Source organism: Rathayibacter sp. AY1D5, assembly GCF_002932515.1.
In the GTDB taxonomy this organism is placed as follows: Bacteria; Actinomycetota; Actinomycetes; order Actinomycetales; family Microbacteriaceae; genus Rathayibacter.
The window spans coordinates 1-13,083 of the sequence record NZ_PSVU01000039.1 but is presented as its reverse complement, the minus strand read 5'-3'; the positions used below and the strand labels follow the sequence as shown (position 1 = coordinate 13,083).

Here is a 13,083-nt window from a genome sequence, read left to right as displayed (position 1 = left end):
CACGCTGACCGGCGGCCCCGGCCCGGCTCCCTCCACGGGCCGGGCCGTCGTGCTGTGCGCGGGGTGCCCGGGCGTCGTCCGCGGTCTCCGACGCTGCGTCCGCGGGTGCCGACGCTCCGTCCGCGGAGCCCGCGCCGCGTCCTCCGACCTCCGCGGATCAGCGGCGGAGTCCGTGGCTGTCGCGTCGGTGGCTGCCGAGGCCGTCGCCGCAGAGTCCGAAGCCGCGCAGTCCGTCGCCGCCCAGCCGCTGCGCACCGGGGTGCGCGATGCTCGGGCGATGCCGCTCGTCGTCCCCGATGCCCTCGTCCCGCTCGCGCTCCGGCTCGCCCGCGCGAACCGCACCTTCGTCAGCGCGGAGGGAGCCCGTCGCCGCATCCGGGAGCGCGCGCTCCGTCCCGCCTCTTTCAGACCGCCGCCTCGCCTCCGGCCCGGCGTGCGCGTCGACGTGGAGCAGGTCGGCTCCTGGCCGGTCTACACGATCCGCCCGCGGGTGATCCGCGGCGGCGTCGTCTACGTCCACGGCGGCGGCTGGGTGAACGAGATCGCGCCCCAGCACTGGTGGCTCGCCGCCCGCATCGCCGACGAGGCCTCCGTCGCGGTGACCCTCCCGATCTACCCGCTCGTGCCCTTCGGCACGGCGCTCGAGGCGCGCGACGGCGTCCGCGCCCTGGTGCTGCGGAGTCTGGAGCGGCACGGGGCGACCTGCCTCGCCGGCGACTCGGCGGGCGGCCAGATCGCCCTCTCGACCGCTCTCGCCCTGCGCGACGACGGGGTGGTCCTGCCGCGCACCACCCTCGTCTCGCCCGCGCTCGACCTCTCCTGGAGCAACCCGCGGATCCCCGAGGTGCAGCCGACCGATCCCTGGCTCGGCACCCCGGGCGGTCGCGTCCTCGCCGAGAGCTGGCGCGGCGCCCTCGACCTGCTCGATCCCGTGGTCAGCCCGCTGTTCGGCGACCTGGCGGGCCTCGGCCCCCTCACCGTCTTCACCGGCACGCGGGACGTCCTCAATCCGGACGCCCACGTGCTGGCCGAGCGGGCGGCGGCTGCCGGGGTCCCGTTCGAGCTCCACGAGGCCGTCGGGCAGGTCCACGTGTACCCGCTCGTGCCCACGCGGGCCGGCCGCGAAGCGCAGCACGACCTGGTCGAGGGGCTCCGCGCGTCGGTCTGACCACCGGTCGACTAAGGCGTCCGGCAGGCTCCTCTCAGTCCGTCTTCCGGACGGCGGACGGCGCCTCCGCCCGCTCGTCCCCGACGTCGAGGCGAGCCAGCGCGTTCGCCGTCCCCCTGCGGCCCCGTGTCGCGACCAGGCCGATCATCGCGGCCGCCGCGAGGACGAAGGCGAGCAGCGACCAGAACCCGCCCTCGACGGCGAGCAGGGTCGACCAGCCGCCCGATCCCGCCGCCCAGCGCACGAGCCGCTGCCAGAGGAGCGGTCGCGGCTCGGGACGCAGGCGCACCACCGTCTCGCCGAGGGTCCGTCCGGACCGCAGCACGATCACCAGCTGGAGCAGCGGAGCGACGAACGGCAGGGCGCCGAGAATCACGTCCCCGGGGCTCGAGCGCGTGTCCACCCCCGCGAGCACGAGGCCGACCCCGGTGATCGAGACGAGCGCGCCCGTGATGAGGCTCAGCGCGAGAACGTCGCAGAACATGCCGAACGCGCGGCGGCGGATCGTGACCGGGCGGGCCAGCTCCGGCACCGCGCCCTCGGCCCGGCGGGTGAAGAGGAGGAGGACGGGGGAGAGAAGGGTGCCGAGCAGGGCGCCGGCCGTGTTGGCCAGCAGGTCGTCGACGTCGAAGAGCCGGTAGGCGCACGGGTAGAGGAACCAGTCGCCGGTGAGCTGCGTGACCTCGATGAGGAGCGAGACGGCGAAGCCGGCGACGGTGCCGCCGATCAGCCCGGCGACGAGGCGCCCGCGCAGAGCGAGGTGGCGGACGAGCATCCCGAGGGGGACGAAGAAGACCACGTTCAGGAGCACCTGCGCGGACGCGGGGTTCGTCAGCAGCGCGCGGGGCCCGTCGATCCCGCCCTCCTTCGCGATGTCGCCGACGAAGGCGAACAGGCGCAGCTGCGGACCCGATCCGGTGCGGCAGGCGGCGGCGACCGTCGCCTCGTCGGGCAGGGGGAGGAGCGTGTAGGTGACGAGGGCGAGCGCGTAGACCACGGCGGCGAAGGCCAGCACCGCGTTGCCGATCCCGAGGACGCCGCGCCGCCGGTACTGCAGGGCGGCCCAGGGCACGAGGCCCACGAGGGCGACGGCGGAGCCGAACAGGAGGGCGAGCACGGCGGAGGTCATGCGTCGACAGTAGGAGAGCGGAGGCCGATCCCCACCGACAGGCGCGTCGGGGATCTCCGCCAGCGCGATTCGTCCCTCCCCAGCGCGGGATCCGGGCGCTCCTCCACGGATCCGAGCGATCCCCGTCCGCCGCCTCCACGCCCTGCTAGCGTTTCCTGGGTCGCGTCCAAGAAACGCGTGCACCCCCGACCCCTCCACGAAAGACGTCATGCCGCTGCGCTCCCGCCTCCTCGCCCTCCCCGCCGCCGTCGCGGCCGCCGCGCTCCTGCTCAGCGGCTGCACCGCCGAGACGCCCGACGCCTCCAGCACCCCCGTCGACGGCGGGACCCTGACCTACGCGTCCGGCGACGCCGAGCCCACCTGCCTCGACCCGCACGTCGGCGGCAACTACCCGCAGGCGCTCCTCGCGACGCAGGTGCTCGAGTCGCTCGTCTCGCGCGACGCCGACGGCACCATCACGCCGTGGCTGGCCGAGTCGTGGACCGTCTCGGACGACGCGCTCAGCTACGACTTCACCCTGCGCGAGGGTGTGACCTTCACCGACGGCACCGCCCTCGACGCGGAGGCGGTCGCCTCGAACATCGCGCACCTGCAGGACCCGGCGACCAAGTCCTCCACCGGCTACCTCGCCGTTGCGAAGGTCGCCTCCGTCACCGCGGTCTCGCCGACCGTCGCCCGCTTCACCCTGACCGCGCCGGACAGTGCGCTGCTCGAGTCGCTCGCGCAGCCGTGGACCGCGATCGAGTCGCCCGCCGGCATCGCCCGCGGCGAGGCGGCCAACTGCGAGGCGCCCGTCGGCACCGGCCCCTTCACCGTCTCGGAGTGGGTCAAGCAGGACCACGTGACCCTCACCCGCAATGAGGCCTACGACGCGTCGACCGGCCCGACCGGGGACGGCCACGAGGGCCCCGCGCACCTGGCGAGCATCACCTGGCGCTTCATCCCCGACTCCGCCACCCGCTACGCGGCGCTGCAGTCGGGCGAGGTCGACGTGCTCGACAACGCCCAGCCCGACACTCTGAAGGCCGCGACCGGAGCCACGGACCTCGTCGAGCTCGACGCGCCCCGGCCCGGCTCGGTCAACCGCCTCGAGCTCAACTCCGGCCAGGCGCCGTTCGACGACGAGTCCGTCCGCGAGGCGTTCGTCCGCGGCGTCGGCGTGAACGACGCGATCGACTCGCTCTTCTTCGGCACCGCCGAGCGCTCCTACTCCCCGCTGTCCAGCCGCGAGGCGACCGCGTACTCCGACCCGTCGCTCTTCGAGGACGCCGGGTCCGACTCCGAGACGGCCGCCGCCGAGGACCTGCTCGAGAAGGCCGGCTGGGTGGACTCGGACGGCGACGGCATCCGCGAGAAGGACGGCACGCCGCTGACGCTGCGCTTCCCCGTCAGCACCAACCAGTCGATCCCGGCCGAGCAGTCGCTGTTCGAGCAGATCCAGGCCTCGGCGAAGACCCTCGGCTTCGACGTGCGGATCAGCCTGCTCGACCTGTCGAGCTGGTACACCGCGCTCGCGTCGAACGAGTACGAGCTGGTGAGCGCCCCGTACACGAAGGTCGGACCCGACGTGCTGCGGATCCTCTACTCCTCCTCGGGCATCACCCCCGCGCCGAGCGGCTACTTCGCCAACCACGCGCAGATCGCCGACCCCGCGCTCGACTCGCTGCTCGAGCAGGCGAGCGCCACGACCGACGAGGACGCCCGCGCCGACCTGTACGAGCAGGCCCAGCGGATCGTCCTCGAGGGCTACTGGATCCTGCCGCTCTACGACCAGCAGAACCACTACCTGCACCGGTCGGCCGTCCAGGGCCTCGTCGCCCTCGACACCGTGTCGACCCCCTGGTTCGCCGACGCCTGGGTCTGACCCGGCTCCGCAGAGCCGCCTGCACCGATCGATGAGCGGACGCACGCCGGTCGAGTAGCCGCCGCGGCGGCGCATCGAGACCCCGCGATCGGGACGGGCGGATCTCGAGACGCCCGCTTCGCGGGCTGCTCGATCAGCAGGGATCCGTCCTCCATGCTGGTCGAGTAGCCGCCGTCGGTCGCGCATCGCGTGCTCCGGAGGGAAGGGACCTCGACGACGCCCCCCTCCACCGCCCCGACCAGAGAGGACGCCCGCCCGCATGATCCGCCGCGTGCTCCTCCGCCTCGGCGGCGCCCTCGTGGTGCTGTGGGCCGTCGCGACCGCCGTCTTCGTCCTCATCCGCCTCGTCCCCGGCGATCCGGCGCAGGCGATCCTCGGCGGTCCGGGCTCGCAGGCGTCGCCGGAGGCGCTCGCCGCGGTGCGGGAGCAGTACGGCCTCGACCAGCCGCTCCTCGTGCAGTACCTGGTGCAGCTCGGCAGGCTCGCGCGCGGCGACCTCGGCACCTCCTACTCCCTGCGCACCCCGGTCGCGCAGATCCTCGGCGAGCAGCTGCCCGGCACCCTCCTGCTCGCCGTGCTCGCGCTCACCGCCGCATGGATCCTCGCGTTGGCGACCGCCCTCTGGTCGACCCGGGGCGGCCGGCTCGCCGCCGCGATCGGGTCCGGCCTCGAGCTCACGGCGGCCGCGCTCCCGCACTTCTGGCTGGCGACCGTGCTGATCGCCGTCTTCGCGACCGCGCTGCGCTGGCTGCCCCCGGTCAGCACCGGGTCGCCCGCCGGGCTGGTGCTGCCGACGCTCACCCTCGCGATCCCGCTGGCGGGCTTCCTCGGCCAGGTGATGCGCCGCTCCCTCCTCGACGCGCTGGAGTCGCCGTTCGTGCTCGCCGCTCGGGGGCGCGGCGAGGGCGAGCTCGGCGTCCGCACCCGCCACGCCCTGCGCCACGCGGTCCTGCCGGGCGTCTCGCTCTCGGGCTGGGCGTTCGGCTACCTGATCGGCGGGGCCGTGGTGGTCGAGACGATCTTCGCGAGGCCGGGGCTCGGCCGGACTCTGCTCGCGGCGGTGACCGTCCGTGACGTGCCGGTGGTGACGGGTGTCGTGCTGGTCACGGCGCTGGCGTACATCGTCGTGACGCTCGCCACCGATCTGCTGACGCGCGTGATCGACCCGCGGCTGGCTCGGCGGGAGGCGGTCGCGTGAGCGAGCTCGAGCTGCGCGCCGCCCGCCCGCTCCGCCGGGGTGCCTCCCGCCTCCGCGCCGGCGAGGTGCTGGCCGCGGTCTTCGTCGTGCTGCTCCTGCTCGCCGCCGTCGCGCCCGGGCTGCTCGCCCCCTCCGATCCGCTCGCCGTCGCCCCGCGCGACGCCTTCACCCCACCGGGTGCCGCGCACCTGCTCGGCACCGACGAGTCCGGTCGCGACGTCCTCAGCCGCCTCATCGCGGGGGCCGGCGCATCCCTCCTGATCGGCGCCAGCGCCACCGCGATCGGCCTCGTCCTCGGCGCGGTGCTCGGGGTGGTCGCGGCGTTCGGCGGCCGCGTCGTCGACGGCGTGATCGGCCGCGTACTCGAGGTGCTCTTCGCCTTCCCCGCACTCCTGCTCGCGCTGCTCGTGATCGTGGTCACGGGTCCCGGAGTCGTCCCCGCCACCATCGCGGTCGGCCTCTCCACCGCGCCGGGGTACGCCCGCATCCTGCGCACGCAGCTGCTCGGCATCCGCGACTCCGGCTACGTCGAGGCGGCGCGCGTGCTGGGGCACGGACCCGTCCGCATCCTCGTCCGGCACGTCCTCCCCAACACCTTCGGGCCGCTCGCCGTGCTGGCGACCCTCGGCGTCGGCCAGGCGATCGTCTGGGCCTCGGCCCTCAGCTACCTGGGCCTGGGCGCCGAGCCGCCCGCGCCGGAGTGGGGCGCGATGCTCTCGGCGGGCCGCACCTACCTCGCGAGCGCGTGGTGGCTGACCGTGTTCCCAGGACTGGCGATCGTGCTGACCACGATCGCGACGACGATCCTCGGCGGGCGTCTGCGGGGTGCGCGGTGAGCGCGGTCGTCGTCGAGGGGCTCCGGGTCGCCTTCGACGGAGTCGAGGTGGTGCACGGGGTCTCGTTCCGCGTGGACCCGGGGGAGTGCGTCGCGATCGTCGGCGAGTCCGGGTCCGGCAAGAGCGTCACCGCGCGAGCGCTGCTGGGGCTGAGCGGAGGCGCCGTGACCGGGAGCGTCCGCGTCGGCGGTACCGAGGTGGTCGGAGCGGGCGAGCGGGAGCTGCGGCGGCTGCGCGGCGGATCCGTCGGCTTCGTCCCGCAGGACGCGCTGCTCTCGCTCGACCCGCTGCGCCCGATCGGCCGCGAGATCGGCGACGTGCTCCGCCTCCACGGCCGCCTCCCCGCGGCCGAGCGCGCGCAGCGGACGGTCGAGGCCCTGGCGAGCGTCGGCATGCCGGAGCCGGCCGAGCGGATGCGGGAGCGCTCGGGCGACCTCTCCGGCGGGCTCCGCCAGCGCGCCCTCCTCGCGGCGGCCGTGGCGCTCGATCCGCCGCTGCTCGTCGCCGACGAGCCGACCACCGCGCTCGACGTCACCGTCCAGGCCCGCGTGCTCGAGCTCTTCGCCGAGCAGAAGGCGCGCGGCCGGGCGCTCGTCCTGGTCTCGCACGACCTCGCGGTGGTGGCGGGCCTCGCCGACCGCATCCTCGTGCTGGCCGACGGCCGCGTGGTGGAGGAGGGGACCGCGGCCGAGGTGCTGCGCGCGCCCCGCAGCCCCGAGGCCCGCGCGCTCGTGGCCGCCGTCCCCGCCGGGCGACCGCGCGGCTCCCGGCTCACCGACCCGACCGCACCGGCGACTCCGCCCGAGACCCCCGGGGAGGTCGTGGTCGCGGCCCGCGGACTCGCCGCCCGCTTCCCGCTGCCCGGTGGAGGAGTGCGGGTCGCGGTCGACGACGTCGACCTCCGGCTGCGGCGCGGCGAGACCGTCGGGCTCGTCGGCGAGTCCGGGTCGGGCAAGAGCACGGTGGCCCGGCTCGTGCTGGCGCTGCGGCGTCCGGACGAGGGCGCCGTCGAGCTGTTCGGCGAGCCGTGGTCGGCAGCGACCGAGCGCTCCCGCCGTCCCCGCCGCCCGCGGATCGGCGCCGTCTACCAGGACAGTCTCTCCTCGTTCGACCCGCGCTGGAGCGTCGGCCGCCTCCTCCGCGACGCCGGCGCCGCCTCCGTGCCCGCGCTGCTCGAGAGCGTGGGGCTCGACCCCGCCCTGGAGCGGCGCTCGCCGCGGACCCTCTCCGGCGGTCAGCGCCAGCGCGTCTCGATCGCCCGGGCGCTGGCGACGCGCCCCGACGTGCTGATCTGCGACGAGCCCGTCTCGGCCCTCGACGTGTCGGTGCAGGCGCAGATCCTCGACCTGCTCGACGACCTGCAGCGCCGTCACGGCCTCGCCCTCCTCCTCATCTCGCACGACCTCGGCGTGATCGCGCACATGAGCGATCGCATCGCCGTGATGCGCGAGGGTCGGATCGTCGAGGCGGGGCCGGCCACGTCGCTCCTCGCCGTACCGCAGGAGGAGTACACGCGCCGCCTGCTCGCCGCCGCCCCTCGCCTCGAGCGCTGAGCCGTCCGCGGCGCGGCCCCCGCGCAAGCCCGCGCCGCGAATCCGCCGCACCTCCACCACGTGTCGGACCTGCGGCGTAGCGTTGCCGAGGTGATGCGCCCGACGACCCAGACCCTCGGCCAGCTCCGTGCCTCCGGGCACGTGCAGAAGAGCCTCCGCACCGAGATCCGCGACAACCTGCTCGATGCTCTGCGCGAGGGCCGCGACCCCTGGCCGGGCCTGCACGGCTTCGCCGAGACGGTCATCCCGCAGGTCGAGCGCGCCGTCATCGCCGGCCACGACATCGTCCTGCTGGGCGAGCGCGGCCAGGGCAAGACCCGCCTCCTGCGCACCCTCGTCGGCCTGCTCGACGAGTGGACGCCCGTCATCGCGGGGTCCGAGCTCGGCGAGCACCCCTACGAGCCGATCACCACGGAGAGCCGCCGCCGAGCGGAGGAGCTGGGCGAGGACCTGCCCGTCGCCTGGAAGCCCCGCGAGGAGCGCTACGTCGAGAAGCTGGCCACGCCCGACACCAGCGTCGCCGACCTCATCGGCGACGTCGACCCGATGAAGGTGGCCGAGGGCCGCAGCCTGGGCGACCCGGAGACCATCCACTTCGGCCTCATCCCGCGCAGCCACCGCGGCATCGTCGCGATCAACGAGCTGCCGGACCTCGCCGAGCGGATCCAGGTCGCCATGCTCAACGTGATGGAGGAGCGCGACATCCAGATCCGCGGCTACGTCCTCCGCCTCCCCCTCGACGTCCTCGTCGTCGCGAGCGCGAACCCGGAGGACTACACGAACCGCGGCCGGATCATCACGCCGCTGAAGGACCGCTTCGGCGCCGAGATCCGCACCCACTACCCGACCGCCCTCGTCGACGAGGTCGCCGTCATCCGTCAGGAGGCGGACCTCGTCGCGACCGTGCCCGATGCGCTCATCGAGATCCTCGCCCGCTTCACGCGGGCCCTGCGCGAGTCGAGCTCCGTCGACCAGCGCAGCGGTGTCAGCGCCCGCTTCGCCATCGCCGGCGCCGAGACCATCGCCGCCGCCGCCCTGCACCGCGCCACCCGCCGCGGCGAGGAGGAGGCGGTCGCCCGCCCCATCGACCTCGAGACCGCCGTCGACGTGCTCGGCGGCAAGATCGAATTCGAGTCGGGGGAGGAGGGCCGCGAGGACGAGATCCTCGACCACCTGCTCCGTCAGGCCACCGCCGAGACCGTCCGCGCCCACCTGCGCGGCGTCGACCTCGGGCCGCTCGTCGAGGCGGTCGAGAACGGCGCGATGATCACGACCGGCGAGCAGGTGACCGCCCGCGAGTTCCTGGCCGGCCTGCCGCTGCTGGGCGAGGCCCGCGTGTACGACGAGGTCGCCGAGCGCCTCGACGCCGTGGGGGAGGGGCGCCGCGCCGGAGCGGTCGAGCTCGCCCTCGAGGGCCTCTACCTCTCGCGCAAGCTGAGCAAGGAGACGGGCGGGGGCGAGGCCGTCTATGGCTGATGCTCCGCGCGGCAACCGGCGGCTGAAGCGCGACGCGCGCTACGCGAAGTACGACGGGGGACCCGATCCGCTCGCTCCTCCGGTCGACCTGAAGGAGGCCCTCGACGCGATCGGCGAGGACGTGATGGGCGGCACCTCGCCCGAGCGCGCCCTGCGCGAGTTCCTCCGCCGTGGCACCCGCGACCGCGAGGGCCTGGACGACCTGGCCGCCCGCGTCGCCGAGCGGCGTCGCGAGCTCACGCAGAGGAACAACCTCGACGGCACGCTCCGCGAGATCCGCGAGCTCCTCGACAAGGCCGTCCTCGCCGAGCGCAAGCAGCTCGCCCGCGACACGCAGATGGACGACGGCGACCGCGCGCTCGCAGAGATCCAGCTCGACAGCCTCCCGCCCTCACCGGCCGCGGCCGTCTCGGAGCTCCGCGACTACCGCTGGCAGAGCCCCGAGGCGCGCGCCGACTTCGAGCGGATCCGCGAGCTCCTGGGCCGCGAGATGCTCGATCAGCGCTTCGAGGGGATGAAGCAGGCCCTCGAGAACGCGAGCGACGAGGACCGGGCCGCGATCGACGCGATGCTCCGCGACCTGAACGAGCTGCTCGAGGCGCACGCGCGCGGGGAGGACACCCCCGAGCAGTTCGGCGCCTTCATGGAGCAGCACGGCGAGTACTTCCCCGAGGGACCGGAGTCGGTGGACGAGCTGATCGACGCGCTCGCCGCCCGCGCGGCCGCGGCCCAGCGGATGCGCAACTCGATGACCGCCGAGCAGCGCGCCGAGCTCGACGCGCTCGCCCAGGAGGCCTTCGGCACGCCGGAGCTCATGCAGTCCCTCGGCCGCCTCGACGAGACCCTGCGGGGGCTCCGTCCCGGCGAGGACTGGGGCGGCTCCGAGCGGATGGACGGCGAGCAGGGGCTCGGCCTCGGCGACGGGACGGGCGTGTTCCAGGAGCTGGCCGACCTCGACGCCCTCGCCGACCAGCTCGCGCAGACGGACCGCTCCTCCCTCGACGACCTCGACCTCGACCTGCTGGCGAAGCGCCTCGGCGAGGACGCCTCGGTCGACGCGCAGACGCTGAAGCGCCTGGAGCGGGCCCTGCGCGACTCCGGGACCCTGCGCCGCGGCTCCGACGGCCGCCTCGCCCTCAGCCCGAAGGCCATGCGCCAGCTCGGGAAGGCGCTCCTGCGCGACATCGCCGAGACCGTCTCCGGCCGTCAGGGCGCCCGCGACGTCCGGCGCGCGGGCGCGGCGGGCGAGCGCTCCGGAGCGACGCGCTCGTGGGAGTTCGGCGACACCGAGGCCTGGGACATCCCCCGCACGGTGACCAACGCCCTCACCCGCACCGCCGGCGAGGGCCGACCGGTCGGCTCCGGTGTGCGCATCCGGATCGACGACGTCGAGGTGCAGGAGACGGAGGCGCGGACGCAGGCCTGCGTCGCGCTCCTCGTCGACACGTCGTTCTCGATGGCGATGGACGGCCGCTGGGTGCCGATGAAGCGCACCGCGCTCGCCCTGCACACCCTGATCAGCAGCCGGTTCCGCAACGACGCGCTGCAGCTCGTCGCCTTCGGCCGACGCGCCGAGGTGATGGACGTCGAGCAGCTGGTCGGCCTGGACGCGGAATGGGACAAGGGCACGAACCTGCACCACGCGCTGCTGCTGGCCAACCGGCACTTCCGCAAGCACCCGAACGCGCAGCCGGTGCTGCTCATCGTCACCGACGGCGAGCCGACCGCGCACCTCGAGCCCGACGGCGGCGTCTTCTTCGACTACCCGCCGGACCCGCTGACCGTCGCCGTCTCGGTCCGCGAGCTCGACGCGTCGCTCCGCCTCGGCGCGCACACCACGTTCTTCCGCCTGGGTGACGACTCGGGCCTCGCGCGCTTCATCGACTCGCTCGCCCGCCGGGTCGGCGGCTCGGTGGTGAACCCGGAGGCGGAGGACCTGGGAGCGGCCGTCGTCTCCTCCTACCTCGGCGCTCGCGGCGCGGGTCCGGGAGGCGGCGGAGCGCCGGGCGAGGAGCTGTTCGGCCGCGGCTGGAGCTTCTGAGCGGTTCAGGAGGCAGGAGGGATCCGCTCCCGCGGCTGAGGATCAGCGCGTCCCCGTCGCTCCTGCGGCGTTCGTCCTGACCTCCGACCGCGCCCGGCTCAGAACAGCGGCCAGGGCACCGCGGGCATCCCGCCCCGCGGGCCCGGGAAGCGGCCGAAGGAGCCGAGCCGCTCGCAGCGCTTCGCGAACGCGGCGACCTCGTCCTCGGTGAGCAGCTCCGAGAGCGCCTCGCCGAGCGGTCCGTCGACCTGCGCGCGCAGGAGCGCCAGCGCCGTCAGCTCCTCCTCGAGCAGCGGTTCGCCGATCCAGCCCCAGAGGACCGTGCGCAGCTTGTGCTCGGAGTGGAAGGTGAGGCCGTGGTCGACCCCGTAGCGGTGGCCGTCGGGCAGCGCGAGCACGTGCCCGCCCTTCCGGTCCGCGTTGTTGGCGACCACGTCGAACACGGCCATCCGGCGCAGCGCCGTCGAGTCCTCGTGCACGAGGGAGATGTCCCGGTCCTCCTCGTCGCTGCCGTCGAGGACGTGCCGCCATCCGTCGGGCACGGCGTCGGCGGGCACCAGGTCGACCGCGTCCTGGTCCGGATCGATGTCCTGCCAGAGCTGGACCATGCCCGGCCCGAGCGGACCGTCGCGGAGCCACGTGCGCGGCACCACGTTCCAGCCGAGCGCCTCCGAGACGAGGTAGGCGGCGACCTCGCGGCCCGCGAGCACGCCGTCCGGGAAGTCCCACAGCGGCTTCTCGCCCGAGATCGGCTTGTAGACGACGGACGTCTCGCCGAGCTGCGCGAGGAACGTCGCGTTCGAGGCGATCGTGATCCGGCCGGCCAGCTCCAGCTCGCCGTCGAGCCCGCCCGGGTCGCTCATGCGAGCGGGCAGTCGTGCCCGTCGGGATCCATCGGCTCGCCGCAGCGGGGGCAGAGCGGACGTCCGGCGCCGACGACCTCGAGGGTGCGCTTCGCGAAGGCGCGCGCCGTGCCGACCGGGATCTTCACCTGCAGCATCTCGGTGGGCTCGGGCTCCTCCTCGGAGTCGTCCTCCGCCTCGGTCAGCGGGTAGGCCTCGATCACGATCTGCGCGGTGGACGGGTCCCAGCCGAGGCTGAGACCGCCGACGCGGAACTCGGGCTCCACGGGCTGGTCGAGCGGGTCGTTGTCGACGAGCTCCGGGGGAGTGCCGGCGGGGACGCTGACCGGGTTGCCCTGGGCGGTCATCAGCTGGTCGAGGATCTCGTCGATCTTCTCGGCGAGGAGGGCCGACTGCTGCTTCTCGAGGCCGACGCTGACCACGCGGGGCCCGGTCTTGGCCTGGAGGTAGAAGGAGCGCGAGCCGGGTGAGCCGACGGTCCCCACGACGACGCGATCGGGCCAGTCGAATCCGTGCACGATCGGAGGCATGCCCTCAGTCTACGAGCGCCCGCCTCCGCAGTGGCTGCGCGCGTCGGGCTCGGGCGGCCTGCTGATCGAGTCGCCGTCTCTTCTGCTGACCGAGCCCCCCGCGGAGCGGACGCATCGAGATCCGCCGCTGCCGAGCACCAGCGTCCCTGCCGCTCGATCGAGCCCTGAAGCGGCCCTCCCGAACCCGCGCCTACTCGTGCCCCGCCCCGCCCCCCACGGCGGCGTCCGCCACGGGGGCCGCCTTCCGCAGCCAGCCCAGGTCCCCGGCGTCCGTGTTCATCGCGACGACCTCGGGCCGCCCCGCGCCGTAGCGGATGATCGACACCGACGCCGGTCCGACGCTGAGCCTCTGGAACAGGTCGAGGTGCATGCCGAGCGCGTCCGCGAGGATCGCCTTGATCGTGTCGCCGTGGCTGACCGCCGCC

General features: G+C 74.5%; 11 protein-coding genes. 7 read left to right on the top strand and 4 right to left on the bottom strand.

Annotated features, from left to right (window positions below; translation table 11 throughout):
• The first annotated feature begins 172 nt into the window (after nucleotides 1-172).
• A complete protein-coding gene (locus C5C82_RS12255) occupies nucleotides 173-1,168 on the top strand; it encodes an alpha/beta hydrolase (protein ID WP_258066100.1) in 996 nt (331 codons plus the stop codon).
• A gap of 34 nt (nucleotides 1,169-1,202) precedes the next feature.
• Here the strand turns inward: C5C82_RS12255 and C5C82_RS12250 are convergent, their stop codons facing one another.
• Complete coding sequence (locus C5C82_RS12250; RefSeq protein WP_181067821.1) at nucleotides 1,203-2,297, bottom strand: VanZ family protein; 1,095 nt, start codon at nucleotides 2,295-2,297, stop codon at nucleotides 1,203-1,205.
• A gap of 208 nt (nucleotides 2,298-2,505) precedes the next feature.
• Here C5C82_RS12250 and C5C82_RS12245 point away from each other — a divergent pair, with 208 nt between their 5' ends.
• The 6 genes from C5C82_RS12245 to C5C82_RS12220 all read left to right on the top strand — a co-directional run bounded on the left by C5C82_RS12245 (nucleotide 2,506) and on the right by C5C82_RS12220 (nucleotide 11,265).
• Nucleotides 2,506-4,161 (top strand): ABC transporter substrate-binding protein, encoded by a 1,656-nt coding sequence (locus C5C82_RS12245; RefSeq protein WP_104233647.1) that lies wholly within the window; start codon nucleotides 2,506-2,508, stop codon nucleotides 4,159-4,161.
• A gap of 259 nt (nucleotides 4,162-4,420) precedes the next feature.
• Nucleotides 4,421-5,359: an ABC transporter permease gene (locus tag C5C82_RS12240; RefSeq protein ID WP_104233648.1), complete on the top strand. Its 939-nt coding sequence runs from the start codon at nucleotides 4,421-4,423 to the stop codon at nucleotides 5,357-5,359.
• A complete protein-coding gene (locus C5C82_RS12235; RefSeq protein ID WP_104233649.1) occupies nucleotides 5,356-6,195 on the top strand; it encodes an ABC transporter permease in 840 nt (279 codons plus the stop codon). The genes C5C82_RS12240 and C5C82_RS12235 overlap by 4 nt, the downstream gene beginning before the upstream one ends.
• Nucleotides 6,192-7,748 carry an ABC transporter ATP-binding protein gene (locus C5C82_RS12230; RefSeq protein WP_104295977.1) on the top strand — a complete coding sequence of 519 codons (1,557 nt, stop codon included), beginning with the start codon at nucleotides 6,192-6,194 and terminating at the stop codon, nucleotides 7,746-7,748. The genes C5C82_RS12235 and C5C82_RS12230 overlap by 4 nt, the downstream gene beginning before the upstream one ends.
• A 93-nt stretch (nucleotides 7,749-7,841) precedes the next feature.
• A complete protein-coding gene (locus C5C82_RS12225) occupies nucleotides 7,842-9,224 on the top strand; it encodes a magnesium chelatase (RefSeq protein WP_104233651.1) in 1,383 nt (460 codons plus the stop codon).
• The gene (locus C5C82_RS12220) at nucleotides 9,217-11,265 is read left to right on the top strand and encodes a VWA domain-containing protein (protein ID WP_104355157.1); all 2,049 of its coding nucleotides are present in this window, start codon (nucleotides 9,217-9,219) and stop codon (nucleotides 11,263-11,265) included. Before C5C82_RS12225 ends, C5C82_RS12220 begins: the two co-directional genes overlap by 8 nt.
• Before the next feature lie 98 nt (nucleotides 11,266-11,363).
• On the opposite strand, the gene C5C82_RS12215 is transcribed toward C5C82_RS12220, so the two are convergent.
• The 3 genes from C5C82_RS12215 to C5C82_RS12205 form a co-directional block, all read right to left on the bottom strand.
• Nucleotides 11,364-12,128, bottom strand: coding sequence for an SCO1664 family protein (locus tag C5C82_RS12215; protein WP_104225050.1), 765 nt, complete (start codon nucleotides 12,126-12,128; stop codon nucleotides 11,364-11,366).
• The gene (locus C5C82_RS12210; protein ID WP_104225051.1) at nucleotides 12,125-12,658 is read right to left on the bottom strand and encodes a DUF3090 domain-containing protein; all 534 of its coding nucleotides are present in this window, start codon (nucleotides 12,656-12,658) and stop codon (nucleotides 12,125-12,127) included. The genes C5C82_RS12215 and C5C82_RS12210 overlap by 4 nt, the downstream gene beginning before the upstream one ends.
• A 190-nt stretch (nucleotides 12,659-12,848) precedes the next feature.
• On the bottom strand, nucleotides 12,849-13,083 hold a 235-nt coding region (locus C5C82_RS12205), incomplete at its 5' end, for a histidine phosphatase family protein (RefSeq protein WP_181134444.1).

Bases quoted from the DNA above. Each gene is read 5' to 3' on its own strand.
- C5C82_RS12240 (WP_104233648.1), top strand. From the start codon at position 4,421: ATGATCCGCCGCGTGCTCCTCCGCCTCGGCGGCGCCCTCGTGGTGCTG.
- C5C82_RS12220 (WP_104355157.1), top strand. From the start codon at position 9,217: ATGGCTGATGCTCCGCGCGGCAACCGGCGGCTGAAGCGCGACGCGCGC.
- C5C82_RS12250 (WP_181067821.1), bottom strand. From the start codon at position 2,297: ATGACCTCCGCCGTGCTCGCCCTCCTGTTCGGCTCCGCCGTCGCCCTC.
- C5C82_RS12225 (WP_104233651.1), top strand. From the start codon at position 7,842: ATGCGCCCGACGACCCAGACCCTCGGCCAGCTCCGTGCCTCCGGGCAC.
- C5C82_RS12215 (WP_104225050.1), bottom strand. From the start codon at position 12,128: ATGAGCGACCCGGGCGGGCTCGACGGCGAGCTGGAGCTGGCCGGCCGG.
- C5C82_RS12210 (WP_104225051.1), bottom strand. From the start codon at position 12,658: ATGCCTCCGATCGTGCACGGATTCGACTGGCCCGATCGCGTCGTCGTG.
- C5C82_RS12245 (WP_104233647.1), top strand. From the start codon at position 2,506: ATGCCGCTGCGCTCCCGCCTCCTCGCCCTCCCCGCCGCCGTCGCGGCC.